24 protein-coding genes are annotated in these 20,730 nt (G+C 69.9%); 9 read left to right on the top strand and 15 right to left on the bottom strand.

Translation table 11 applies throughout. The features are described 5' to 3' along the window. Positions 1–51: 51 nt before the first annotated feature. From PSED_RS21865 to PSED_RS21855, 3 genes are read right to left on the bottom strand one after another with little or no spacing between them, the layout of a single operon-like run. Positions 52–678 carry a maleylpyruvate isomerase family mycothiol-dependent enzyme gene (locus tag PSED_RS21865; RefSeq protein ID WP_013676420.1) on the bottom strand — a complete coding sequence of 209 codons (627 nt, stop codon included), beginning with the start codon at positions 676–678 and terminating at the stop codon, positions 52–54. Then, complete coding sequence (locus PSED_RS21860; RefSeq protein WP_013676419.1) at positions 675–1,157, bottom strand: SRPBCC family protein; 483 nt, start codon at positions 1,155–1,157, stop codon at positions 675–677. Before PSED_RS21860 ends, PSED_RS21865 begins: the two co-directional genes overlap by 4 nt. Beyond that, on the bottom strand, positions 1,154–1,516 hold the full coding sequence (locus PSED_RS21855; RefSeq protein WP_013676418.1) for an ArsR/SmtB family transcription factor: 363 nt from the start codon (positions 1,514–1,516) through the stop codon (positions 1,154–1,156). Before PSED_RS21855 ends, PSED_RS21860 begins: the two co-directional genes overlap by 4 nt. A 430-nt stretch (positions 1,517–1,946) precedes the next feature. Between PSED_RS21855 and PSED_RS21850 the strand changes: the two genes are divergently transcribed. Further along, the gene (locus tag PSED_RS21850; RefSeq protein ID WP_041761994.1) at positions 1,947–2,900 is read left to right on the top strand and encodes an arsenic resistance protein; all 954 of its coding nucleotides are present in this window, start codon (positions 1,947–1,949) and stop codon (positions 2,898–2,900) included. 12 nt (positions 2,901–2,912) lie between these two features. Here PSED_RS21850 and PSED_RS21845 read toward each other — a convergent pair whose 3' ends face one another. Then, entirely contained in the window at positions 2,913–3,335 is a 423-nt protein-coding gene (locus PSED_RS21845; RefSeq protein WP_013676416.1) for a TOBE domain-containing protein, read from the bottom strand. A gap of 115 nt (positions 3,336–3,450) precedes the next feature. On the opposite strand from PSED_RS21845, the gene PSED_RS21840 reads away from it, so the two are divergent. The 3 genes from PSED_RS21840 (at position 3,451) to PSED_RS21830 (ending at position 5,756) form a co-directional block, all read left to right on the top strand. Then, positions 3,451–4,236, top strand: coding sequence for a TSUP family transporter (locus PSED_RS21840; protein WP_233899102.1), 786 nt, complete (start codon positions 3,451–3,453; stop codon positions 4,234–4,236). A gap of 476 nt (positions 4,237–4,712) precedes the next feature. Beyond that, on the top strand, positions 4,713–5,318 hold the full coding sequence (locus tag PSED_RS21835) for a hypothetical protein (RefSeq protein ID WP_013676414.1): 606 nt from the start codon (positions 4,713–4,715) through the stop codon (positions 5,316–5,318). Positions 5,319–5,408: 90 nt separating this feature from the next. Then, positions 5,409–5,756, top strand: a complete 348-nt coding sequence (locus PSED_RS21830; protein WP_013676413.1) for a hypothetical protein — start codon at positions 5,409–5,411, stop codon at positions 5,754–5,756. A 143-nt stretch (positions 5,757–5,899) separates the two neighbouring features. Here the strand turns inward: PSED_RS21830 and PSED_RS21825 are convergent, their stop codons facing one another. The 4 genes from PSED_RS21825 to PSED_RS21810 all read right to left on the bottom strand — a co-directional run bounded on the left by PSED_RS21825 (position 5,900) and on the right by PSED_RS21810 (position 9,116). After that, positions 5,900–6,079 (bottom strand): hypothetical protein, encoded by a 180-nt coding sequence (locus PSED_RS21825; protein ID WP_013676412.1) that lies wholly within the window; start codon positions 6,077–6,079, stop codon positions 5,900–5,902. Continuing rightward, positions 6,076–6,381 (bottom strand): hypothetical protein, encoded by a 306-nt coding sequence (locus tag PSED_RS21820; RefSeq protein ID WP_013676411.1) that lies wholly within the window; start codon positions 6,379–6,381, stop codon positions 6,076–6,078. The genes PSED_RS21825 and PSED_RS21820 overlap by 4 nt, the downstream gene beginning before the upstream one ends. 425 nt (positions 6,382–6,806) lie before the next feature. Beyond that, the gene (locus PSED_RS21815; RefSeq protein ID WP_013676410.1) at positions 6,807–7,703 is read right to left on the bottom strand and encodes an arginase family protein; all 897 of its coding nucleotides are present in this window, start codon (positions 7,701–7,703) and stop codon (positions 6,807–6,809) included. Between the two features lie 141 nt (positions 7,704–7,844). Beyond that, positions 7,845–9,116, bottom strand: a complete 1,272-nt coding sequence (locus tag PSED_RS21810) for an IS110 family RNA-guided transposase (RefSeq protein WP_233899100.1) — start codon at positions 9,114–9,116, stop codon at positions 7,845–7,847. Between the two features lie 418 nt (positions 9,117–9,534). Here PSED_RS21810 and PSED_RS21805 point away from each other — a divergent pair, with 418 nt between their 5' ends. The 3 genes from PSED_RS21805 (at position 9,535) to PSED_RS21795 (ending at position 10,969) form a co-directional block, all read left to right on the top strand. Beyond that, positions 9,535–10,017, top strand: a complete 483-nt coding sequence (locus PSED_RS21805) for a ParB/RepB/Spo0J family partition protein (protein WP_041759947.1) — start codon at positions 9,535–9,537, stop codon at positions 10,015–10,017. 55 nt (positions 10,018–10,072) lie between these two features. Continuing rightward, positions 10,073–10,372 (top strand): hypothetical protein, encoded by a 300-nt coding sequence (locus PSED_RS21800; protein ID WP_143770566.1) that lies wholly within the window; start codon positions 10,073–10,075, stop codon positions 10,370–10,372. Positions 10,373–10,474: 102 nt separating this feature from the next. Next, the gene (locus tag PSED_RS21795) at positions 10,475–10,969 is read left to right on the top strand and encodes a hypothetical protein (protein WP_041759945.1); all 495 of its coding nucleotides are present in this window, start codon (positions 10,475–10,477) and stop codon (positions 10,967–10,969) included. Between the two features lie 1,127 nt (positions 10,970–12,096). Here PSED_RS21795 and PSED_RS21790 read toward each other — a convergent pair. The 6 genes from PSED_RS21790 to PSED_RS21765 form a co-directional block, all read right to left on the bottom strand. Next, entirely contained in the window at positions 12,097–12,480 is a 384-nt protein-coding gene (locus PSED_RS21790; protein ID WP_013676408.1) for a ubiquitination-like system serine protease family protein, read from the bottom strand. Between the two features lies 1 nt (position 12,481). Then, on the bottom strand, positions 12,482–13,789 hold the full coding sequence (locus tag PSED_RS21785) for a ThiF family adenylyltransferase (protein ID WP_013676407.1): 1,308 nt from the start codon (positions 13,787–13,789) through the stop codon (positions 12,482–12,484). Beyond that, positions 13,764–14,060, bottom strand: coding sequence for a multiubiquitin domain-containing protein (locus PSED_RS21780; protein WP_013676406.1), 297 nt, complete (start codon positions 14,058–14,060; stop codon positions 13,764–13,766). The genes PSED_RS21785 and PSED_RS21780 overlap by 26 nt, the downstream gene beginning before the upstream one ends. 106 nt (positions 14,061–14,166) lie before the next feature. Next, entirely contained in the window at positions 14,167–15,159 is a 993-nt protein-coding gene (locus PSED_RS21775) for an ImmA/IrrE family metallo-endopeptidase (RefSeq protein ID WP_013676405.1), read from the bottom strand. 53 nt (positions 15,160–15,212) lie between these two features. Further along, positions 15,213–16,103 carry a hypothetical protein gene (locus PSED_RS21770; protein WP_013676404.1) on the bottom strand — a complete coding sequence of 297 codons (891 nt, stop codon included), beginning with the start codon at positions 16,101–16,103 and terminating at the stop codon, positions 15,213–15,215. Continuing rightward, the gene (locus tag PSED_RS21765; RefSeq protein ID WP_013676403.1) at positions 16,100–17,104 is read right to left on the bottom strand and encodes a hypothetical protein; all 1,005 of its coding nucleotides are present in this window, start codon (positions 17,102–17,104) and stop codon (positions 16,100–16,102) included. The genes PSED_RS21770 and PSED_RS21765 overlap by 4 nt, the downstream gene beginning before the upstream one ends. Positions 17,105–17,730: 626 nt before the next feature. Here PSED_RS21765 and PSED_RS21760 point away from each other — a divergent pair. Together PSED_RS21760 and PSED_RS21755 are read left to right on the top strand one after the other, a co-directional pair. Further along, positions 17,731–19,299, top strand: coding sequence for an HD domain-containing phosphohydrolase (locus tag PSED_RS21760; RefSeq protein ID WP_013676402.1), 1,569 nt, complete (start codon positions 17,731–17,733; stop codon positions 19,297–19,299). A gap of 70 nt (positions 19,300–19,369) precedes the next feature. Beyond that, positions 19,370–20,230 (top strand): alpha/beta fold hydrolase, encoded by an 861-nt coding sequence (locus PSED_RS21755; protein WP_013676401.1) that lies wholly within the window; start codon positions 19,370–19,372, stop codon positions 20,228–20,230. A gap of 50 nt (positions 20,231–20,280) precedes the next feature. On the opposite strand, the gene PSED_RS21750 is transcribed toward PSED_RS21755, so the two are convergent. After that, a complete protein-coding gene (locus tag PSED_RS21750; RefSeq protein ID WP_013676400.1) occupies positions 20,281–20,553 on the bottom strand; it encodes a GlsB/YeaQ/YmgE family stress response membrane protein in 273 nt (90 codons plus the stop codon). Positions 20,554–20,730: the final 177 nt, after the last annotated feature.

Raw genomic sequence — 20,730 nt, 5'->3', positions numbered from 1 at the left:
GGTAATGCCGGCGTCCGACGGACCGCCACGAACCAGACGATTGACTCCGGCTCAGGCACTGATCCGTTCGGCCAGCATCGTTCGGCCCGGGCCGGTGAGCTCGTCGGCGACGGGTCGACCGGCCATGGCCATCAGCAGCGACTCGCCGGGGCCCTCGACGACGGGCCCGTCACCGCATCGCCAGTCGAGGTCGGTGGCCTGCAGGGTCAGCCCACGGACACGTGCCTTCGCCTTGATCGGTGGCGCGGTCCGGGCGTAGTCCAGGGCCACCCGGAGTCGGTCGTTCGGGATCTCCCGCGGGCGCCCGAGGGGGCGCCGGATGTCCTGGTGGTGGATCGTGCCGTCGGTCAGCGCGATCCGGGCACCGAAGCCGGCGGTCAACCCGCGCGGCGTGAGGTGGGTCCGGACGAGCGCGAGCAGCTCGTCAGGGCTGCGGTCACCCAGCTGGTCGACGCCGATGTCGTTGGCGGCGCCCGAGCCCTTGGCGAGGCGCCCGACAAGAGCGAGCGGGCGCAGGTCGTCGTAGCTGAACATGTGGGCGACGACATCGCGGACCCGCCAGCGGGTGCACAGGGTGGGTGCGTCCCACTCCTCGGGCGTCAGCGTCGCGAGGAACGCGGCGAGGTCTTCGCGTTCGGCGCGGGCCATGGCCTTGGTGTCGGGTTTGGTGGCGGTCACGCGTGGTCCTTGACCGAGGTGGCGTAGCCCTCGAGCAGTAGCGCCCATCCGCCGCCGCCGTTGATGGCGCCGCGGATCGCGTCGCCGCCGTCGAGGCGTTCGAAGAGCCGGTGTTCGACGTCGACGATGCTCTGGTGGTCGCCGTCGGACCGGAAGCGGGCTTCGATCTCGCTGGCCTTGGTCGGGTCGGGGTCGTACTGCCAGGTGCCGTTGATCTGCCAGGTGAACACGATCCGGTGTGGCGGTTCCCAGACGAGGACGCGGCCCCAGTCGCACTCGCTGTCGTCGACGCCGCGTTCGTACCAGCGTCCGCCGACTCGGGGCTCGAGGATCACTTCGGCGATGTCGGCGGCGCCGATGTGGAACTGGTGGGGCCACCAGGTGTTGATGTCGCCGGTGAACACCGCGAACGCGTGCTCGACCGGTACGGCCAGCGACACGGACCCGGTGATCGGGGGAAGGGGCGCAACGTCGTTCATCGTTCCTCCGGCTCGTCGTTCAGGTGGTCGTTCGGGTCGGGTTCCAGGCCGGGCGTGGATGCCTCGGCCTGCTTCTGAAAACCCGTGAGGGCGTCCTGCCACACGCCGTCGAGCCAGGTACGTAGGGCGGTGACCCCGTCGGGGCGGAGCTGGTAGATCCGCCGCGTTCCCTCGGCTCGGCTGACGACCAGGCCACCGTCCTTGAGGACCTTCAGGTGCTGCGACACCGCGGGGCGGCTGATCGGCAGCAGGTCGGTGAGTTCCTGGACCGAGCACGGGTGGCGGGCGAGGAGCTCGAAGATCGCGCGTCTGCTCGGGTCACCGAGGAGGCCGAGCGCACCCTCTCCGTTCGTCTCCACGAACGGTAAGCTAACACTAACGGAACCGGGTCGCCAGATGCGAAGGCCGTCTGCCTGCTGACGAGTCCGGTGAGCCGGCGCTCGCGGCGCGGGGTTGTGCCTATCGGCTGAAGGACTGATGGAGGAGCCACCTGCGACGGCGGCCTTGCGGCCCTTGGCTTTACACGGCCGCACTCACGGTCAAGGGCGCTCGGCTGCGCTCCGCGTCGCTACGCGACAGCCTCTGGCTGCGACGTGTGGACCAGCTGCTAGTGCCCGACCTGTGGACGTCCCGGAGGGCGGCTGCGCGGTCTATAGGCAGGTCAGGTCACCCGCGAGATGAATGCGACCTGACAATGGCCTGGACACCCGCATTACGCGAACAGCCTCGGAAGGAGTCCGCAGGGTGCCTGATGGGGATGAGTCGGACGGGTCGGGTGTGGCCGGCTGGATGGACGATCACCAGATCGCGATCTACATCGGGGCCATCGTCGTTGGCGTCGTGGTGGGGCTGCTCGCCCCGGCCGCGGGACCGGGGCTCGAGGTTGCGATCAACCCCGTGCTCGGTGTCCTGCTCTATGTGACGTTCCTGCAGGTCCCCGCGTCGGAGCTGGTGCGGTCGTTGCGGGCGGGACGGTTCCTGGGCGCCGTGATGGTCGTGAACTTCGTCGTCGTCCCGCTGGTCGTGGCGGCGATGTTCGGGTTCCTCCCGGCCGACCAGGCTGTGCGGGTCGGGTTCCTGCTGGTGCTGCTGGCACCGTGCGTGGACTACGTGATCGTGTTCTCCGGCCTGGCGGGCGGCAGCAACGATCGTCTACTCGCCGCGACCCCATTGCTGTTGCTGGCCCAGATGGTGCTGCTACCACTGTTCCTGGTGCTGTTCCTCGGCCGGCAGCTGGGCGAGGTCGTTGAAGCCGGCCCATTCCTCGAAGCGTTCCTCGTCCTTATCGTCGTTCCGCTCGCGCTGGCTTGGTCGACGCAGGCCTGGGCAGCGAGACAGCCGACTGGCGCGCGTGTCGCGGCAGGGTTGAGCGCGGCGATGGTGCCGCTGATGGTCGCCACCCTCTTCGCCGTGGTCGCCTCGCAGGTGGCCAAGGTCGGCGGAGAGCTGTCGGTGGTCGCGCGAGTGGCACCGTTCTACGTGGTGTTCCTGCTCGTCATGGCCCTGCTCGGCACGCTGGTGGCCCGGCTGTTCAGGCTCGGGGTGCGGGACGGGCGGGCCGTCGTGTTCACCGGCGCCACGCGAAACTCGCTCGTCGTCCTGCCGCTGGCCCTGGCGCTGCCGGACGCGCTCGCCGCCGCACCCGTCGTGATCGTCACTCAGACCCTCGTCGAGGTCGTCGGCATGATCGTCTATGTGCGGCTGGTGCCCCGATTGGTCCGAGGCCACGACCGGCCGGGCTGACCGGGTGGCGCGTCAGAAACTCGCTGGCCGTTCGCGGATCGGCGAGACCTCGACGGTGATGTCGGTCGACTTGACCACGGCGACCGCGAGCTTCCCGGGCTCGAGCCCGAGATCCTCGACGGCCTCGGTGCTCAGCAGCGATACGACCCGGTGCCGTCCGCACTGCATCTCGACCTGTGACATCACCGGGCCGCTGACAACCGCGACGACGATCCCGACCATCCTGTTGCGCGCCGAGGACGCCACCGGGACAGGGTCGTCCGGCAGCGTACGGCGATCCTGCATGTACGCGGCGAGAGCGGCGCCGTCGACGACGACGACATGCTGGGTGTCGTCTTGGACACCAGGCAACAGGCCGTCATCCACGCGGCGGCGGACGGTGTCGCGGCTGACTCCGAGAAGGTCCGCGGCCTGCGCAAGTCGGAACTGCGGCATGGCGCGATCCTAGGAGACCCATCCTCGGACCGGCAGCCGCCCCTTCGCCGAAAATGCCTGGTCACGCCGATGGTGGCGACGTGACAACCCCACGAACACCGTGCACGATCCGGGCGTGATCGACTTGCCGACGGCGCTGGGTGCGCTCGCCGCCGGGTTGCTCGTTGCGCTGGTGACCACCCCGGTCGGCGTGTCCGGCGCGGTGTTCCTGCTTCCCGTGCAACTCGACCTGCTCGGCATTCCCAGCCCGGCGGTGACCCCGACGAACCTGCTGTTCAACGTGGTCGCCACACCCGGTGCGCTACTGCGTCATCACCGCACCGGTGGGCTCCGATCGCCGCTCGTGCCCCAATTGCTCGTCGGCACCGTCCCGGGGGTCGTGGTCGGTGCCGTGGTCCGGGTGCTCGCTGCACCGGGCGTCGAGGTGTTCCGCGTGCTGGCCGCCGCACTGCTGCTGCCGCTGGGACTGTGGTTGGTCGTGCGCCGGCCGGTGGCGGAGGACCGTCGCAGCCCGGCGCCGCGACGGGCCACACTCACTCTGCTCGGGCTGGGCGTCGGCGTGATCGGTGGGGTGTACGGGATCGGCGGTGGATCGCTGCTCGGCCCGATCCTCGTCGGGATGGGCCTGCCGATCGCCGCCGTCGCACCGGCCGCACTGGCGTCGACATTCGTCACCTCGCTCGCCGGCGTCGCTACATACGGGGTGTTGTCGCTGGTCAGCGACGGCCCGGTGGCGCCGGTGTGGAGCGTCGGACTGCTGTGCGGCGTCGGCGGAGTCGTGGGCGGCTACGTCGGCGCCCGGCTCCAGCACCGGCTCCCCGACGCCGGTCTGCGGGTCATGCTGGGGCTCCTGGCGGTCGGGCTGGCCGTCGCCTACGTCGTACAGGTTGCGACGGCGTAGCCGACGGCGAAGAGGTCCTCAGCGACGCCGAGTATCGGCGCGGGCCCGCCAACGAGCATGCGCATGTCCCGGCGGGAGGAAGTCCTGCCGGGACGTGTTCGGTGAACCCTCGCGTCATTCGTCCTGATCACCGCCGTGGCGTACTGGTCGGCCGACTGGCCCTGCGCGCCGGGCGGCGCAGGCTGGTCCGCGACACTCGGCCGAGCGCTACGTCGAGATTTCCGCTCATGGTCGCGCGGCCGTGAACTGATGGTGGAGCCGCCTGCGGCGGCGGCCTGGCGGCCCTTGGCTTTGCACGGCCTCACTCACGGTCAAGGGCGCTACGCGTCGCCTTCGGCGACAGCCTGCGGCTGCCCGTGGACCGCGAGCCTCGACGGCCGTGCGGGAGCGCCTTACGGCGGCGGGGAACACAGCGCCCCGCCACCCCAAGGGGACGGGCCACCAGGCCACACCCCCTGAATGCCGGGAGGCCCGCCATGACCGCTACCACCAGCACCGACTCCACCAGCCCCGACGCCACCACTGGCCGCACGGGCCGCAGCCGTGACGGGAGCCTGCCCGCCGACGTGCCGCAGCCAGAGCCGGTCCGGCCCGGTGCGTGTGCGGTGATGGGGGTGGTGGTCCGGGTGGCCGGGACGGTCCCGGTCCGCCTGGACTTCTCCCACGCCGGCACCCGGGAGCAGCAGCTCGGCCTGTCGCTGGGCACGGTGCTGGTCTACCTGCGGGCCGGGATCACCGCCCGCGCGGTCGCGGACGGATGGGCGAACACGGCGGTGCTCGCGCGCGGCCTGGCGATGGGGGTGGTGGGGAAGCGGCCGATGCCGGTCGGGCCGTCGTCGGTGGCGGCGATGGTGCGCATGGGCGGCGTGCCGCGCGTGACGGCCGCGTGGTTCGACGCGGTGGCGGGGACGACGCGTCCGGCGATGCTGCGGATCCAGACCGGTCCGGTGACCTGGGAGGTGTGCGACTCGGCCGCCTACCGGTCGCTGCTGGCCGGGTGGCGGCAGGCGGCGCAGCTCCTCGGCGACGACGACGCCGTCGACGGGATCGACAGCACGCAGGGCGAGGCCGTTCTCAGCTGAGCCGCGGGGTTGTGGAGGGCTGTTGCGGGTTGTGGACAACCCGCAACTGCCGCACCCGTCCCGGTGGTGGGCGGGGTGAGGATGACCGGCATGGACGACGACAGCGCGAACCGCCTCGACCCAGCCGACCCGGGCCGGGCTGACGCCGTCGGCCGGCCGGGAGCCGGGGTGTGGTCGGTCGGGGTACTTGCGACCGGCGCGGAGAACACCGTGACGGTGCGCGGTGGGGCGGAGTCGACCGTCGCCGCGGCATGGGCCACGGCGACGGCCGCGCTGGTGCGGGCCGTCGAGCAGTGGGGCCGGCAGGAATACCGGCTCACGGTCGCCGGGACACCGGTAATGGTGATGCCCGGCCTCACGGCCGCCGGGAGGGTCGACGTCGAGGACCTAGCCGAGAGCCTCGCCCAACTCCGCGACGCGGACATGCTGGAGCGCTGACGAATACCCCGCGCCTCGTCGGCCAGGCCCCGGAGCCACCCGGTCCCGGGCTGTTCGGTGTTGCGCGGCGGTCTGGCTGCCGAGGGCGGGACATGCGGCGCGCCTGCGCGGGCGCTGCCTCTCGGCTGCTGGTCCGGTCGGGTTCAGCTGCCGGTGACGAGGAGCCGGGTGCCCGGGGGTGCGGGCTGGTCGAGCTCGCACACCACGTCGCCGTCGAGGAGCAGCAGACCACGCTCGACGTAGGTGAGGAGCCGTGTTTCGGGGATGCCGGCTGCTGTGGCGCGGTCGCGGACGGTCGGGGTGTCGGGCTGGTCGTCGCTCACGACTGGTCCAACGCGCGGCGGGCGCGGCCGTCGGCGCGGTCACCCGGAAGGGGCTCGAGCAGGTGCTCACACGCGCGCAGGGCGTCACCGAGCAGCACGCGCGGCATGTCCTCGACGTTGACGGCGACGTTGACGGCGACGGTGTCGAACACGGCGGCCATGGAGAACGCGGCGTAGGCCCAGCGGGGTGCGCCGTCGTGCTGGTCGCCGGCGCCGAGGCGGCGCAGTTCGCGGGCCCCGGCGTTGATCCGGTCGACGATCGCGGCCAGTTGTTCGTAGCGCTTGCGCTCGTGTTCTCGCACGACCTGATGGTCACGCGCGCTGCCGTGATCGAACAAGTGTTCGATTGTGTGATAAGCCGTGGATCGCCGAGCGGCTGGCCACCGGGGGATCGGGGAAGAGCGTGCGCACGGTGTGGGGACGAGGCGGGGGTGTGGCCGGAGGACGTTGTTGATTGCGGCAGCTGGTCGTGCGCGGGCCGGCCTGCCGGCGGGGTCGATGCTCTGCGCGGGTCTGGTGCGCTCAAGGCCGCGCGGGCCGAGATGTCTGGTGGTCACGCCTTCGGCGTGCGGCCCGGTGCCCCTGAGCTTGTCACGGCCGCTCTCCCCATCAAGGGCGCTGCGCTGCGCTCCGCGTCGCTATCGCGACAGACCTTCGGTCTGCCCTTGACAACCCCATGTCAACCTCTCGGCCTCAGAGAACTCCGGTGTCGCATGTCGGTTTTGTGTTAGCGGCCGAGCAGCGGGAAGCCGTTCAGAAGCCGTTGCAGGTGCATGACCTGGCGGGGGAAGAACTCGGCGATGGTGAGGCCGACGACGTCTGCTGCGCGGTCGATGTCGGCGACCACTCGTCTGGCCTGGGCGCTGGTGAGGCCGTCGGGTTCGGCACCCAGACCGAGGACGATCTCGTTGCTGTCGATGGTGTCAACGTCGAAGTGGATGGCGACCCGCGAGCAGCCGGTGTCGGCGAGCCACTCAAGTAGCGGGGTGCTGGTCGTGCGCAGGTCGGCGGGGCTGAAGGTGCGGATGCCCCAGTCGGCGATGTTTGGGAAGTCGTCGTCGGTCCAGGCGTGCAGACCGACGAGCGCCACGTGGTCGGCTGAGACGGTCGAGGGCAGCAAGGCGGCGATATCGGGGTCGCCGTGCCCGATCAGGGTGGACACGGCCATGGCGTGGTAGCCGGGGTAGGCGCTGGCACCGGTGCCGATGTCGGGGTGAGAGTCGATCCAGAGGATCGCCAGGTCGTCGCGGTAGCGGTGGGCCAGGACGGAGAACGGGGCGACGCTGACCGCGCACTCGCCGCCCAGCGTCGTGATCCGTGCCGGGTCGTGTTCGGTGATCACCTGCAGCGCCGCGGCAAGCTGCTCGACGACCACGGCCTTGGCCTCGACGCCGTCGAGTTCGGTGAGGCCGTCGTCGGTCATGGTCACCGGTGCGGTGACGGTCGGGCCGTCGTGTGGGGGCAGGACGGCTGCGAGCACGGCGGAGCCGACCGCGTAGCCGCGGCGGGCGATGTCGAAGGGGAACTCCGCGGCGAGCTCGACGACACTCGAGGTGCCGGCGCCTTGCCATTGTGGCCAGACCAGGCGCAGCGACACCTGCGCAGGGTCGGTGCTCGCGCTCATGGTGGCTGATCCTCTCGTGACGAGATGGGTCGTTCCTGTCGCCGGAGTGTCCTACCGTCCTCGCCGGTGTCCAGGCCAGGCCCTTCGGGTGGCCTTCGGCCAGCCTGGACACCGTCTGCGGGCGGCTGGAGCGGGCCGCGATCAGCAAGCGACGCCAGTGCTGGTCGCGGTGGGGTGCCGTGGTGGTGGTGCTGTCGGGGACGGGGCAGTCGTCGGTGACTGGGTTCGGCGGGATCGGGCGTTGACGGCGGCTGCGTGGTGATCGGGGTTGTAGGGGGTGTGGTTGTGCCAGCAGCGCCAGATGATCCGGAGCCAGGCGCGGGCGAGGACGCGGACGGCGTGGGCGTGGTTGTGCCCGCGGCCCCGAGCTCGGGCGTAGACGTCTTGTGCCCAGGGGTGCGCGGCGCGGCTGGCGTCGGCGAAGTCGACGATGGCCTGGCGGAGGCGGTGGTTGCAGCCGCGGCGGAACGCGACGTAGTGCGCGCGCCCGGACGCGCGGGTGGAGGGGGAGATGCCGGCTGCGGCGGCGAGGGCGTCGTCGGTGGGGTAGCGGCCGCGGGCGTCGCCGATCTCGGCGAGCATGGTCGCGGCGCGCACCGTCCCGGAGCGGGGCAGGCTGGTGAACACCGCGGCGTCAGCGTGCGCAGCGAGCGCGGTCTCGATATGGGCCTCAATCACGGCGATCCGTTCACGCAGGTTGGTAAGCAGCGCGACCAGCTCCAGCGTGATGACCTGGGCGGCGTCCGTGGCGGGGCCGTCGGGATGCCCGGCCGGGGCCTGGGTGAGGTGGTCGAACAGCTGGCCGGGGGTGCGGGTGGTTGGGCGGGTGTAGTGCGCTGCCTTGAGCCACGCGGCGAGGCGTTTCTCCGAGAGCCAGCGGGCGTGGCGCGGTGTGGGGAAGCGGGTCAGGAACGCCAGCGAGATCTTGCCGTCGAGCTCGCAGAACAGCCCGACCGTGCCGGGGTGGGCGAGCTGCAGGTGCGCGCGGAGCTGGTTGTGCGCGGCCACCCGGGCTTTGATCAGGTCTGCTCGGGTACGGATGAGCATCCGCAGTCCGACGGTCGCGTCGGTGTCGACGGTGAGCGGGGTGAGCCGGCGACGGTCGGTGCGCAGGACGTCGGCGAGCAGGTAGGCGTCGAAGCGGTCGTCTTTGTTGCGTGTGGTGGTGTAGCGCGATCGCAGGGCGGTGACGTGTTGCGGGACGATCAGGAACACGGTCAGCCCGGCCTCGAGGAGTGCGGCGACGACGGGGCCGTCACCGCGTTCGATCGCGACGCCGGCGACCTGGTGCTGGTGCAGGGCGGTGACGAGCTTGCGCAGGCCGGCGGCGGTGTGACGGACGGTGAGGCGTTCGAGTGCGGCACCGGTGTCGTCAATGACGCAGACGGCGTGTTCGGACCACGACCAGTCCACACCGGCCCATCTGGTGGGCGTGTCGGCGCGTGTGTGGGTGTTGTCGCTGGTGTCTGTTGGTGCTGGCTCCTGCATCGTCGGTGTCACTCCGTCCTGGCCGGGGAGCGGGTCCCGGTGGGCGCGGCTGCCGGTCAGTCACTGAGGCGCTCGTGGCGCACAACCCCATCGCCGTCAGCACGCCCCGTCCCGTCGGTCTCGCGTTGTCTAGGCGGACCTCGAAGGCCTGGCGAGCCTGGGCGATGACCTGACGGTCCGGGATGCGCACCGGACCCCGACGGGTCCGGCCGGTTCAGCTTGCTCCAGTGACGGCGAGCCTCGGCGGCCGCGCCTGGGCGCTCGCGCGGTGGAGGGGCACGCCCCACCACCCCGACGGGACGGGGCACCGGGCCTACGTCCCCCGAAACAGGGAGCGCCCACGATGAGCAAGACCACCACCGACACCGCGGCCACCGGGATGGAGCTAGTCCACGTCGACCCCGCAACGCTGATCTTCGCCGCCAACGTCCGCGTCGACGCCCGCCTCGACGCCGGGTTCGTGAACAGCATCCGCGAGCAAGGGGTGCTGCAGTCGATCGTCGCCCACCGCACCGGCGAGGGTGGGCTGGTGGTGCGGTTCGGGCACCGCCGCACCCTCGCCGCGATCGAAGCCGGCCGTGCGAGCGTGCCCGTCTACGTCCTCACCCACACCGCCGAGGGCACGGAAGGAGCAGACAAGGCGGGGGACGTGATGCGGGTGGTCGAGCAGTTGGCCGAGAATCACCACCGGGCCGGGCTGACGGCGGCCGAGGACGCGGCGGCGTTCCACCAACTGGAGGCGTTCGGGCTGTCGCCTGCGCAGATCGTGAAGCGCACCCACCGGTCCAAGGCCGACGTGACCGCCGGGTTGGCGGTGGCGGTGTGAGTTGGCGTCGAAGGCGTCGGCGCGGTGGGAGTTCTTGACGTTGGAGCAGAGCGCGGTGCTGGCAGAGTTCGCCGACAACACCGACGCCGTTGAAGACCTGGTCACCGCGGCGAAGGCCGGCGGGTTCGCCCAGGTCACCCAACGCCTGCGCGACGACCGCGACGAGGCTGCGGCGTTCGAGGCGGTGGCGGCGGAGCTGGTCGCGGCCGGAACGACCGTGATCGAGCGACAGGCGTTCTCCTACCCCGGGGCTCGGCTAGACAACGTCGGGATCGACCCCGCCGACCACACTGGCTGCCCCGGCCACGCCGCGTTCCTGATCTCCCGCTGGGCCCGCCCCGACGCCACTGAGTAGCCGCGGCCCGGATGGGCCGCGGTCTACGTCTGCGTCGACGCCGAGGTCAACGGCCACCAGTCCGACTCCCGGCAGGCGCGGGCGGAGGGGAAGCGGCGGACGATGAGCGAGGAGGAGAAGGCCGAACGGCAGCGGGTGATCGAGGGCAACAAGGACTGGCGCGCCGCGACCGTCGTGCGGCGGGAGTGGCTCGCGACGTTCGCGCAGCGCAAGACCCCACCAAAGGGTGTTGAGCGGTTCGTCCTCACCTGCCTGCTTGCCGGGGACCACGAGATCCGCACGGCGATGGAGCAGGAGCATCCGCTCCTGCGTGCCTCACTCGGCGTGCCCGAAGGTGAGGGCCAGGTGTGGGAGCGCGGTGGCAGGGAGGTCGCGGCGTTGATCGAGCAGATGGCGACCGCGACCGCGAAGCGGCAGATGGTCGTGCTGGCTGCGTTGTTGCTGGCGGCGTGGGAGGACCGTACCTCGGTCCAGACCTGGCGCCACGCCACCCCGGGCGTGCGCCGTTATCTGCGGGCGATGATCGAGTGGGGCTACGACGCCGGACCGCTGGAACGAAGCGTCATCGCAACGTGTGAAACCGAAGCAGTGGGGTGACGGAGGAACCGGTGGCCCCGCCTTTGCGGTAGGCCACCGCCCCTCTGGGAGTGCTGGGTTCGAAGGGCCGGTCGGTGGGGCGATTGCTCGTCAATACCGCTGGGCGCGGACCGCTGCGACCTGCAGTGCTGCTGTGCCGTGGACAGCCGCCACTGGGTCCCTAATGGCGTCGGCCGTCAACGCCGAGGACTCAACGCGGGGAGTGGACGGACCTGCCCACTGTTCCGCTCGATAAAGAAGCGCTGGAGCGGCCACGTCAGGCTTGGCACCCACCAATCAAGTTGCTCCGAGACGGCCTCACCGGGATCGGTTGTCGGAGTTCCGTCGGACCCGACCGGGGTGCTGAATAATTTAAGAGGTTGCCAATTTACATCGTCAACAAGAACGCCGAGTAGGCCGCCGCTTAGCACCTGCACAGCGGGCGTGTGGAGGCGCCATTCCTGCTCGTGTGTCCAATCCGACCGACTCCCTTCAGAGGTGTCGTATCGAACGATCCATTCTTGCGCCGGCGTCCCCAGCGCCTCCGCAGCCTGTTCTGGTCGCGCGTACCAAACGGGTCCGCCGCCTTTCGCAAAGATTTCCTGCTTCGAGTAGATGAGCCCCCACGCTGGAAACCCGCGTTGTATGACGAGCCACGCTAGGTGGCTGGGTGAGGCTTCGGAGAAGCTCACGGCGGGGCGTGTAGCGCCGAATGGAACACCGGCACGGATGTGCATCTCCCACAGGATGTTAGTCAGGCGCTCCTGAGGATGCATGGATGCGACGTCGGGCGCGAGTCCTGGGTTCGGCAAGGTTCCTGGCGGGCGTCCACAGAAATGAATGAGCATCGCGCTCTGCGCTGGACCGGGGGAGTTCACCGGCCCGATAGCCGATGCTGCCGGCGTGGCTGGAGGATTGGCCGTCACTGTTTGCCTACTGCCACCTGAAGATCAGCCATCGTTCGATTGTAGCTGTGCAAACCGGATGAGCCGCGCGTACCACGCAGTGCTCGATGCAACGCCCTCCGTTGCGTGTCTCGACTTGGCTGCGTCGGTCCGAGCGGAAACACTGGCGTGGCTGTAACAAACATCCTGCACTGAGCCGTTGGGTAGGGCGTTGAGCAGGCGCAGCCGGCCGTTTTCCCCCGGTCACGGTGGTGTGCGAGGCGAGAGAGCATCGCCGGAAAGCGGTGTACGGGTTTGCTGTAGGCGCTTGCGGAGGGCGTCGGCGGCGCGGCCTCGATCGATCTCCTTGTTAGTCCAGCGCCGTGCCCAAACAATCTTGTTGCGACGGATGAGGTAATGCGACTGGCATGGAAGGCTCCAGTTGCCGACGGATGGGTTAATCGTGACTGTCTCGCCGTCCCAGGTGATCTTCCAGTCGCGGGGTGCGATGCCCAGGACGACCTCATAGCCGCATCCACACGCGCACAGGTGCAGGGTCGTAGCGTATTCGATCGACACGTACAGCACCCCGGACTCGGGGTGCTCGGGGATCGTGTCGATGAACCGAGGCGCGAGGTGGGTGATCACGTCACGCTCCGGCTGCGTCGGTGGAGGCGTGTTGATCGGTGCCGTCGGCCGCGAACATGTCGTTGCCCTCGTGGAACTCGGCAACCGATCGGTGGCCCGTGGTGGTGGGGTCGTTGGCGGGCGGTGAGGTGCTCGGGACGGCGTTGACGATGGTGTTGCCGTCGGGGAGGTAAACCGAGCTGACCTCGTGTTCGAGGTCGGTGTAGACGCCGCGGGCTCGCTTCCAGCGCAGGATCGCGAGGACGGCGTTGAGCGCGTTGAGTTCGGCGGTCTGAATGTTCTGCGCGTAGACGGCGTCGTCAGCGCTGCCGACCAGCGGCATGTGGCGGCGGGCCTCCTCGCGGATCTCGGGGGTGCTCAGTGTGGTGCGCAGCTGGCCGAGCACCTGGGCGTGCTCCTCGTCGAGGAGCAAGCCCATGCCGACGTCGATGAAGTCGCAACCGGCGAGTTCGAGGAGATCGACGACGTCACGGCGGGAGTCGCCGGTATCGACACAGATGAAAACCATGTCCATCTGCGAGAGGAGTTCGGTGTGCTGTGCGCCGAGTCGCTCGGGGTGGGCGACCACGCCCGTTCGCATCCCAGCCCAGCGTCGTGCGTACACCTCGACCTTGAACGCGCCGCCGACGAGTTCCTCCTCAGGCGTCGGCCCGGGGGAGCGGAACGCGTTGTGCTGCAGGTACCGGTCGTCGTCGAAGATGTGGATCTCGTCGACCGGGCATCGGGCGAGGAGGTCGAGGACCCAGCTCCCGGTGCCGCCGACTCCGACGACGGCGACCTTGCGACCGGTGATCTTGGCAGTGACCATCCCGAGGCCCGCCCGGGCAGTGGCCGTGTCGGCGTAGAGGAACGGCCCCGTGTTCTCCGGGTCGCGCCGGACCGGGTATGTCCGGGCGGTGACCGTCGGGTCGAGCTTCAGCGCCGCCGCCATGATCATCTCGGCGTAGGTGGTCATCTTGTGGTGATAGTCGACGTAGCCCTCGGAGGGCTTGCTGGAGAAGCTCGCCCCGACCCGGATGGTCGGGGTGAGCTCCTGCGGGCCGGCGTGGGCGATCTCCTGGAGAATCGTCCCGTCGGCGTGGCACGGGTGCTCGCCGATCCAGCTGGCGACGTGCGTGCTCGGAGTGACCGTCACCCCGCCGCCGCTGAGGTCGAGCGTGCTGACCAGCGTTCCGAAGCTGACTGCCGCTCCGGCCGTGACGTAGGGGATGTGGTGGATGAGGAGGTAGCCCTCGCGGAGCTCGACGTCGTAGCCGTCGTCGAGAAGCCGCTGCAGGTCGGGGCTAGGACTTGTCGGTCGCGGAGACAACGAACACCATCCCGTCCTTGATCTTGACGGTCTCGCCGGTGAGCAGCGAGCCCTCGGGCTTGTTGCCGTGCCCGCGGCGGAAGGAGATGGTGAACATGACGTTCTCGCCGGTCGGGGCGGAGGGGTACGCCATCGCGACCAGCTGCTCGAAGGTGAGCTCCTTGTCGGTCACGGTGCGCTCCCGCGCGTTGATCACGATGGTCATCTCGCGGGGGTGGTTCCCGCGGGCGGTGTTGTCGGACGTGTTGTGCTGCTCGGGCTGGGCGCTCATGCGCGTGGCCCCTTCCGTGTCGGTCGCGCGGCCCCGGGGCCGAAGAGTGCGTGGTGCCCTCTCACATAGGACTGACGTAGGAAGTGCCGGAACGTCCGGGCCAGGATCAGATGCAGTCCCGGCAGGGGGTGCTCGGGTTGGCGAAATCGGCGAAGCGGGACTTGGCGAGGGTGAGGTGACAGCCGGGACAGGTCCGTTCCGCGTTGCTGGGGCAAGCGCAGTGCCGGCGCGGGCAGCGCGGGGTGGCGCAACGGGCGCACACGTCGTCGGTGACGGTGAACTCAGACAGGCAGTGGTCGCAGGTGGCCCACTTGCTGGGGCCGGTGTAGCTCCCGGTGCCGGGGCGGGGAGGCGCGAAGGGCTTCCAGCTGGCGTTGTCGGGCATGAGCACCGCGACGATGTGCCCGTCGACCCACGTGGCCTGGCCGTAGAGCAGATGAGAGTCGCCGGTGGAGTAGGAGATGACGGTGGCATCGTGCTCGACGGTCCGTCCGGGCAGGGCGAGCGCGCGGGCGATCAGCGGCGTGCTTGACTGGTCGCTGAAGCGGGCGGGCGGGATCAATCCGGTGCTAGCGGCCAAGTCAACGGTCCCGTTCCCGCGATAGAGCACGATGGCGCCGCCGCCGGCCAGCAGCTCAGCCGCGCGGACACAGCAGGCGGCCCGTGACGCGTTGCTGCGCGCGTAGAACTCCGCAACGGTCGTCGAGTCCGGCCCCCGCGAAGGAACGAGCGGGGCCACGACAGCATCGGGCAGCAGCACCCGGCTGGCGAAGATCTGACACGCCGCCTCCTCGAGGTCCTCCTCGGCGGCGTGGTCCGCCAGCCGCGCGCCGAGGTCGAGGTTCGTGCGCTGCAGGTGATGACCGAACTCATGGAGTGCGGTGAAGGCGCGCCGCCTGAGCGAGAGTGACATGGTGACCACCAGCGCCGGCGGGGTTTCGTTGCCTCGATACCCGCCGGCGACAGTGCACCCGCTCCCTATGTCGCTCTCCGGAACCAGGCGCAGTGCAACGTCGGGGTACTGATCAAGTGCGGCCACGGCATCGACGAACAGAGCGGTCAGGAGCTCCGGGGCGGTGTCCTCGAGAAGCGCGATCATTCTGCCGGCCTGCGCAGCCGCATACGGACGAAGCAGCACCGCCGAACGTCTACTCATGCCTCACCCGCGACCAGGAGAGCGATTCGCTGAGCCCAGTCGGGGTCCTTGGTGCTTTCGCGAGCTGCGAGCGCATATGCGTCGGCCGCCAGGCTGACACGGGCGCTGACCTCGTCCTGCCCGGTCCGGGCAGCGCGCCGACGAGCGGCATCGCGCCAGCGGGGGTGCTCGACCTCAAGGGCCAGCACTGGGTCCACCCCTTCCGAGGACGGCAAGGAGCCGGACCTCCTGCCAAGGGCGGTTTCGAGCACATGGGCTTGTTCACCGCTGAGTGTCCGCCGCCCCCGCCGTAGCTCCATGGCCTCGTTCTGATTGATGCCGAGATTCTTGATCAGCAGCTCAAGCTGCTCCTTCCCACCTCCGGGCAGCACTAGGGAAAGCGCTTGTGGATCGGCAGTGCGCCTGGGAACGGCCGGGGCGGCTTGAAGCCGGGCCAGATCGTCGCGAAGCTCGGCCACAAGCTCACTGCCTGGGTCAAACGGATCCTCATCGACGACCGCGCTGGCCGAGCCGGCGCGCATTTCATTGGTCAGGGCAGTGGTTGCCGCGGACATTTCCACCATGATATCGAGAACACGATGATGCAAAACTCCTCTCGCTGTCGGCCACAACGTCAGTGAGCGGAATACCGCGGTGCTGACGCGCTGATGCTCGATTCTCGAATCAGATGGCGGCGCCTCGCCAACAGTTGCGACGACGACGTCGCCGTAGCCGTCAATGAAATCCCCAACGATCAGCACCAGAAGGGAAGTTCCATCAATTCCCGCTCGCCAAATCTGCCCGACAGAGACGTCAGGCCGATTTTCGGCAGCCAGTGCCTCCCGCAGGTTTTTCGGCGCTTGGTACCTGCTGAGCGCAGCGTGCAGGCGGTCGTCGCGAGGACTCACGAGTGCTGCGCTCCGTTCGCGTCGGTGATGGCAGACAGTTCTGACGTCGCATCATGCACATCGTCCGGCGAAACATCCTCCTGGGCCAGCCTTACCAGCTCCGCGGCGACGGCCGCGATGTCGATGTCCTCGCCGGAGAGCGCTGCGAGGACCTCCCGGACTCTTGAGATGTGGGTGTAGGCGACGCTGCGACCGACATCCAGGAGTTGCTCGACCCGAGGACGGTCATCAAGGTGAAGCAGGATGCGGCGTTCGCGGTCGCTGAGCTGGGCATACACCTCCGCTGCACGGGCTGCCGCGCCGCGCTCCTCATCGATATCGAACTCCCGTGGCGCAATCATGCGGTCCCGCAGCGTGTCATCGTCCTCGAGTGGGACGTGCGAGATGACGACCACACCAAAACGGCGCAGGAAGACGTGGGTCAGCACGCCGATCTCGAGGCCAGCGGGGCCTGCGCATCTCAGCACCGCGATCAGAACTCGAACGAGATCCGGTCCGCTGGCCATCGGGGCACGCCGGTTCTTGTCGCGCCAGCGCACCGGCTTGACGTTCGCCACGGCCATCGCCGCCGTGTACAAGGAGTCCGCGTCATCACGGCCGGCTTCCGTGCCCGCGAGGTCTGCCAGAGCCCACCGCGCGGGACGATCGGAGAGCCGAACGAACTCCCCGTTGCCTCCGAGGAGCTCCTCCAGGCGAACCCGAACCGCCCCGGTGTCGGTCTTGCGAGCCTGGTCGATCAACCAGTTCCTCATGATGCGACTGGTCACCTTCAGCAAGACTTCCTCGTCGGTGCCCGCCGCGATGAGCGCGTCGGTGAGGTCCTCCAAGCGCTCGCGCAGGAACTCATGGAGCAGGTCCTGTGTGCTGTCCTCGTCCCATCCGCCCGGCGGTTCCAGCACGAAGAGTGGCTTGATCGCGCTGCGCCACCGCTCCGACACCATCGCCATGGTGGCGACACCGCCGAGGTGCCCGAGTTCGCGGAGCTCGTCGGCGACGGTCACGAGAGCTCCCCATCGACCACGAGAAGCGAGAGGGTGCTTGCGGGGTCACCAGAGATCGAACTCCCGATCGTTGCGAGCCTGCCTGCAGCCGGGTCTTTCACACGTTCAAGTGTCCGGCATCACCGTCCGTAGTAGCCGGGCTACATGGCGCCTCGCGCCGAGCGGCGGTCAGATGACGACGAGGTGACGGTTGACGGCCCTGCGGTGCGCGGTGCGGCCGCCTCGCGCAGGCTGGCGTGGGCGCCCACTCGACCGGTCGCTACAGCGTGAACCTTGGCAGTCAGCTTCTCGTCGATGCCGGTGTGTCGACTGGCCACAGAGCAACGGGCAGTGGCGTCGTCGGGAGCGATGGCGCGCCTGAATCCTGGGTTCTCGCCACGTCCCGATTGGCGAGGCGAAGCGACGCGCCGTGGTGCCGGTCGTGGTGCGAGCTTCCGTCTACAGGTGTGGCTGCGGCGGTCGGAGACGGCCGTAGGGAGGGTGTAGTTGCTGGTAGATGCCCTGGTCGAGGGCTAGCGCTTCCCTCATAATCCGTCAGGTCGTGGGTTCGAGCCCCACCCGCCCCACTCCTTCGGGGTGCGCGCTCTCTGCGCCCGGGTGCCGCGACCGGCCCCTAGACTCGGGCCGTGACTGCGGCGCCGGGCCGGGTTCGCCTCGCCGAACTCGTGGCGACCATCTCGCTGGGCACCGATCTCGGGCTGGGCCAGCCGATGGAGCACGTCATCCGGCAGACGATCATCGCGCTGCGGCTCGCCGATCTGCTGGACCTGCCCGAACCGGAACGGGTCGTCGTCTACTACTCGGGGCTGCTGGCCTGGGTCGGCTGCCACACCGACGCCTACGAACAGGCCAAGTGGTTCGGCGACGACATCGCGATGAAGCGCGAGGCCATGTTCTCCGGTGACGGCGCGGCGGACCTGGCGCGTCTGCTGGTGCGGCGGCTCGGCAGCGGCGGGTCCGTCCCGGACCGGGTGCGGACCACGGTCACCTTCCCGGTGGTCGGGCTGCGGTGGTTCTCCTCGATCCTGGAGAGCCACTGGAAGGCCACCGACCTGCTGGCCGAGCAGCTCGGTCTCGGCGACGACGTACGCCGCAGCCTCGTCGAGAGCTACGAGCGCTGGGACGGCCGCGGCGCGGCCGGGCTTCGTGGCGAGCAGATCCGGCTCGCCTCCCGGCTGGTGTATCTGGCCGACGTCGTCGCCGCGTTCGAGCGGCTGGGCGGCGCCGACGCCGCGGTGCGGATGGCGCGCGAACGCGCCGGCGGCCAGTTCGACCCCGACCTCGTGGACCTGCTGTGCGCCCACTGCCGCGACGTGCTCGCCGGCCTGGATCAGGAGAGTCACTGGGCGCAGATCCTCGACCGCGAGCCCGGCCTGGCCCGGACCCTCGGCGAGGCCGAGCTCGACGACGCGCTGGCCGCGATCGGCGACTTCGCCGACCTCAAGTCGCCGTACTTCATCGGCCACGCCCGCACGGTCGCCCAACTCGCCGGCGACGCCGCCGCCGGCCTGGGTCTCGTTCCCGACGAGGCCACCCGGGTGCGCCGCGCCGCACTGGTGCACGACCTGGGGCGCCTCGGTGTCTCCAACGGCATCTGGGACAAGCGATCGCCGCTGACCCTCGCTGAGCAGGAGCGGATCCGGACCCACCCCTACCTCACCGAGCGGATGCTCGCCTTCTCCCCGCGTCTGGCGGAGCTGGGCGCCATCGCCGTGCTCCACCACGAGCGCCTGGACGGCACCGGTTACCCGCGGGGCCTGTCCGGGGGCGCGATCCCGGTCACGGGCCGGATCCTGGCCGCGGCGGACCGCTACGCGACCGCGACCGAGGAGCGCCCGCACCGACCCGCGACCGACCCCGACGCCGCCGCCACCGGGCTGCGCGACGACGTGCGCCGCGGCGCGCTCGACGCCGACGCCGTCGAGGCGGTGCTCAGTGCGGCCGGACACCGCGTCCGACGACGGCGCGCCTGGCCGGCCGGACTGACCACCCGCGAGGTCGAGGTCCTGCGCCTGCTCGCTCGCGGACTCAGCAACCGCGACATCGCCGGGCGGCTGGTGCTCTCGCCCAAGACCGTCGGCGCCCACGTCGAGCACATCTATGCCAAGACCGGCGCCAACAACCGGGCCACGGCAGGGCTGTTCGCCATGCGTCACGGCCTGATGTCCGACTTCGAACCGGCCGAGCGAAGTTAGGGCGTTCACCCGATCCGGCGGCCGTCGAGCGGAACCTAGCGTGGCTGCTTCCCGTCCGAAGGAGCCGGCCATGACCACCACCAGCGCGGCGTCACGCACCGCTACCGTCCGTGCCAACGGGATCGACATCCACTATCTGGAAGCCGGCTCGCCCGACTCGAGCGACCTCGTCCTGCTCCATGGCGGCCTGGTCAGCACCAACCCGCTCTGGGACGAGACCCCCCTCTCCTACGGCACCCACCTGGCCGCGCTGATCGACCGGTTCCACGTGATCGCACCCGACCAGCGCGGCTGCGGCCGCACCCGCCACACCGGAGACGAGCGGGTGTCGATGAGTCTTCTCGCCGACGACGTGGCCGCGCTCATCGGCGCGCTCGGGCTGGACCGTCCCGCCGTCGCCGGGTTCAGCATGGGCGGCATGATCGCCACGATCATGGCGATCCGGCATCCCGGCCTCGCCGGAGCGGTGGTCAACGACGCCGGGTGCGACATCTTCGACCCGGGGTCGAAGTCCTTCCCGATGCTCCGAGAGGTTTTCGGCGGAGGCCTCGACGCCACCGAGGCCGACCCCGACGCGGTCGAAGCAGCCTTCGACGCCGACCCTGCCATGCGTGGGTTCCTGTCGCTGATCAAGGCCGACCACGACTCCGCCGGCGGACCCGGCTACTGGAAGATCATGTTGCAGCACTTCTTCCAGGCCGCCCGACACTGGCCCGGCTACGGTGTCGACGACTTCGCCGGGATCGACGTGCCGAGTCTCGTCCTCGTCGGCGACCGTGACGAGCTCTCGCCGGTGGAGGACTGCGTCCGCGCCTACCGACATCTGCCCCGGGGGCAGCTCTGCGTGCTCCCGGACACCGAGCACGTCATCACGGCGGCCAAGGTCGCCGCGATCGTGGACTTCCTCGGGCGGACCACCTCGTGGAGCTGACTGCGCGGACCGCTCGACGGGTCATCGTGACCGAGCTGCTCCGACACCGCCTACCGTCGTGCGGCGTGCTTGCGCCCGCGCCACCACTGCCAGCCGAGCGTGACGAGGACCGCCCCGGCCAGCGAGCCGATGATCCCGCTCGGCCGCAACGCGAGGCCGTCGCCCGAGACCAGGCTGACGACGAGGCCGCCGACGAACGACCCGACGAGTCCGGCGACGAGCGCCAGGCCCCAGTCGACCCCTCTTCTGCCGGACCGGCCGACGATGAGCTGCGCGGCAGCGCCGACGAGCATTCCGAAGAGGATGATGCCGAGCAGCAGCATGGGGCGAATCCTAGCGTCGCAGCCAGGCGTTCAGCTGCGAAAAGCCGCCGCCACGCGCGGGGCTGGGCCGGGCAGGCCGCCGACGCCGCGCCGGATCGTGCAAAGGCCTGTGCGGTGCGTCGCGGGACTGCTCACGCTCGACCGGGGCGACGTGGCGAGCACACACCTCGCCGGCGC

Origin of the sequence: Pseudonocardia benzenivorans CB1190 (assembly GCF_000196675.2) — a bacterium.
GTDB lineage: Bacteria > Actinomycetota > Actinomycetes > Mycobacteriales > Pseudonocardiaceae > Pseudonocardia > Pseudonocardia benzenivorans.
Note: the sequence above shows the minus strand (reverse complement) of the source record. Positions and strands in the feature narration are given on the sequence as shown.

What these genes read in the sequence shown, in the direction of transcription:
- PSED_RS21860 (WP_013676419.1), bottom strand. Translation starts at nt 1,157, where the DNA reads ATGAACGACGTTGCGCCCCTTCCCCCGATCACCGGGTCCGTGTCGCTG.
- PSED_RS21850 (WP_041761994.1), top strand. Translation starts at nt 1,947, where the DNA reads ATGGACGATCACCAGATCGCGATCTACATCGGGGCCATCGTCGTTGGC.
- PSED_RS21845 (WP_013676416.1), bottom strand. Translation starts at nt 3,335, where the DNA reads ATGCCGCAGTTCCGACTTGCGCAGGCCGCGGACCTTCTCGGAGTCAGC.
- PSED_RS21835 (WP_013676414.1), top strand. Translation starts at nt 4,713, where the DNA reads ATGACCGCTACCACCAGCACCGACTCCACCAGCCCCGACGCCACCACT.
- PSED_RS21830 (WP_013676413.1), top strand. Translation starts at nt 5,409, where the DNA reads ATGGACGACGACAGCGCGAACCGCCTCGACCCAGCCGACCCGGGCCGG.
- PSED_RS21815 (WP_013676410.1), bottom strand. Translation starts at nt 7,703, where the DNA reads ATGAGCGCGAGCACCGACCCTGCGCAGGTGTCGCTGCGCCTGGTCTGG.
- PSED_RS21805 (WP_041759947.1), top strand. Translation starts at nt 9,535, where the DNA reads ATGAGCAAGACCACCACCGACACCGCGGCCACCGGGATGGAGCTAGTC.
- PSED_RS21795 (WP_041759945.1), top strand. Translation starts at nt 10,475, where the DNA reads ATGAGCGAGGAGGAGAAGGCCGAACGGCAGCGGGTGATCGAGGGCAAC.
- PSED_RS21780 (WP_013676406.1), bottom strand. Translation starts at nt 14,060, where the DNA reads ATGAGCGCCCAGCCCGAGCAGCACAACACGTCCGACAACACCGCCCGC.
- PSED_RS21775 (WP_013676405.1), bottom strand. Translation starts at nt 15,159, where the DNA reads ATGATCGCGCTTCTCGAGGACACCGCCCCGGAGCTCCTGACCGCTCTG.
- PSED_RS21755 (WP_013676401.1), top strand. Translation starts at nt 19,370, where the DNA reads ATGACCACCACCAGCGCGGCGTCACGCACCGCTACCGTCCGTGCCAAC.
- PSED_RS21750 (WP_013676400.1), bottom strand. Translation starts at nt 20,553, where the DNA reads ATGCTGCTGCTCGGCATCATCCTCTTCGGAATGCTCGTCGGCGCTGCC.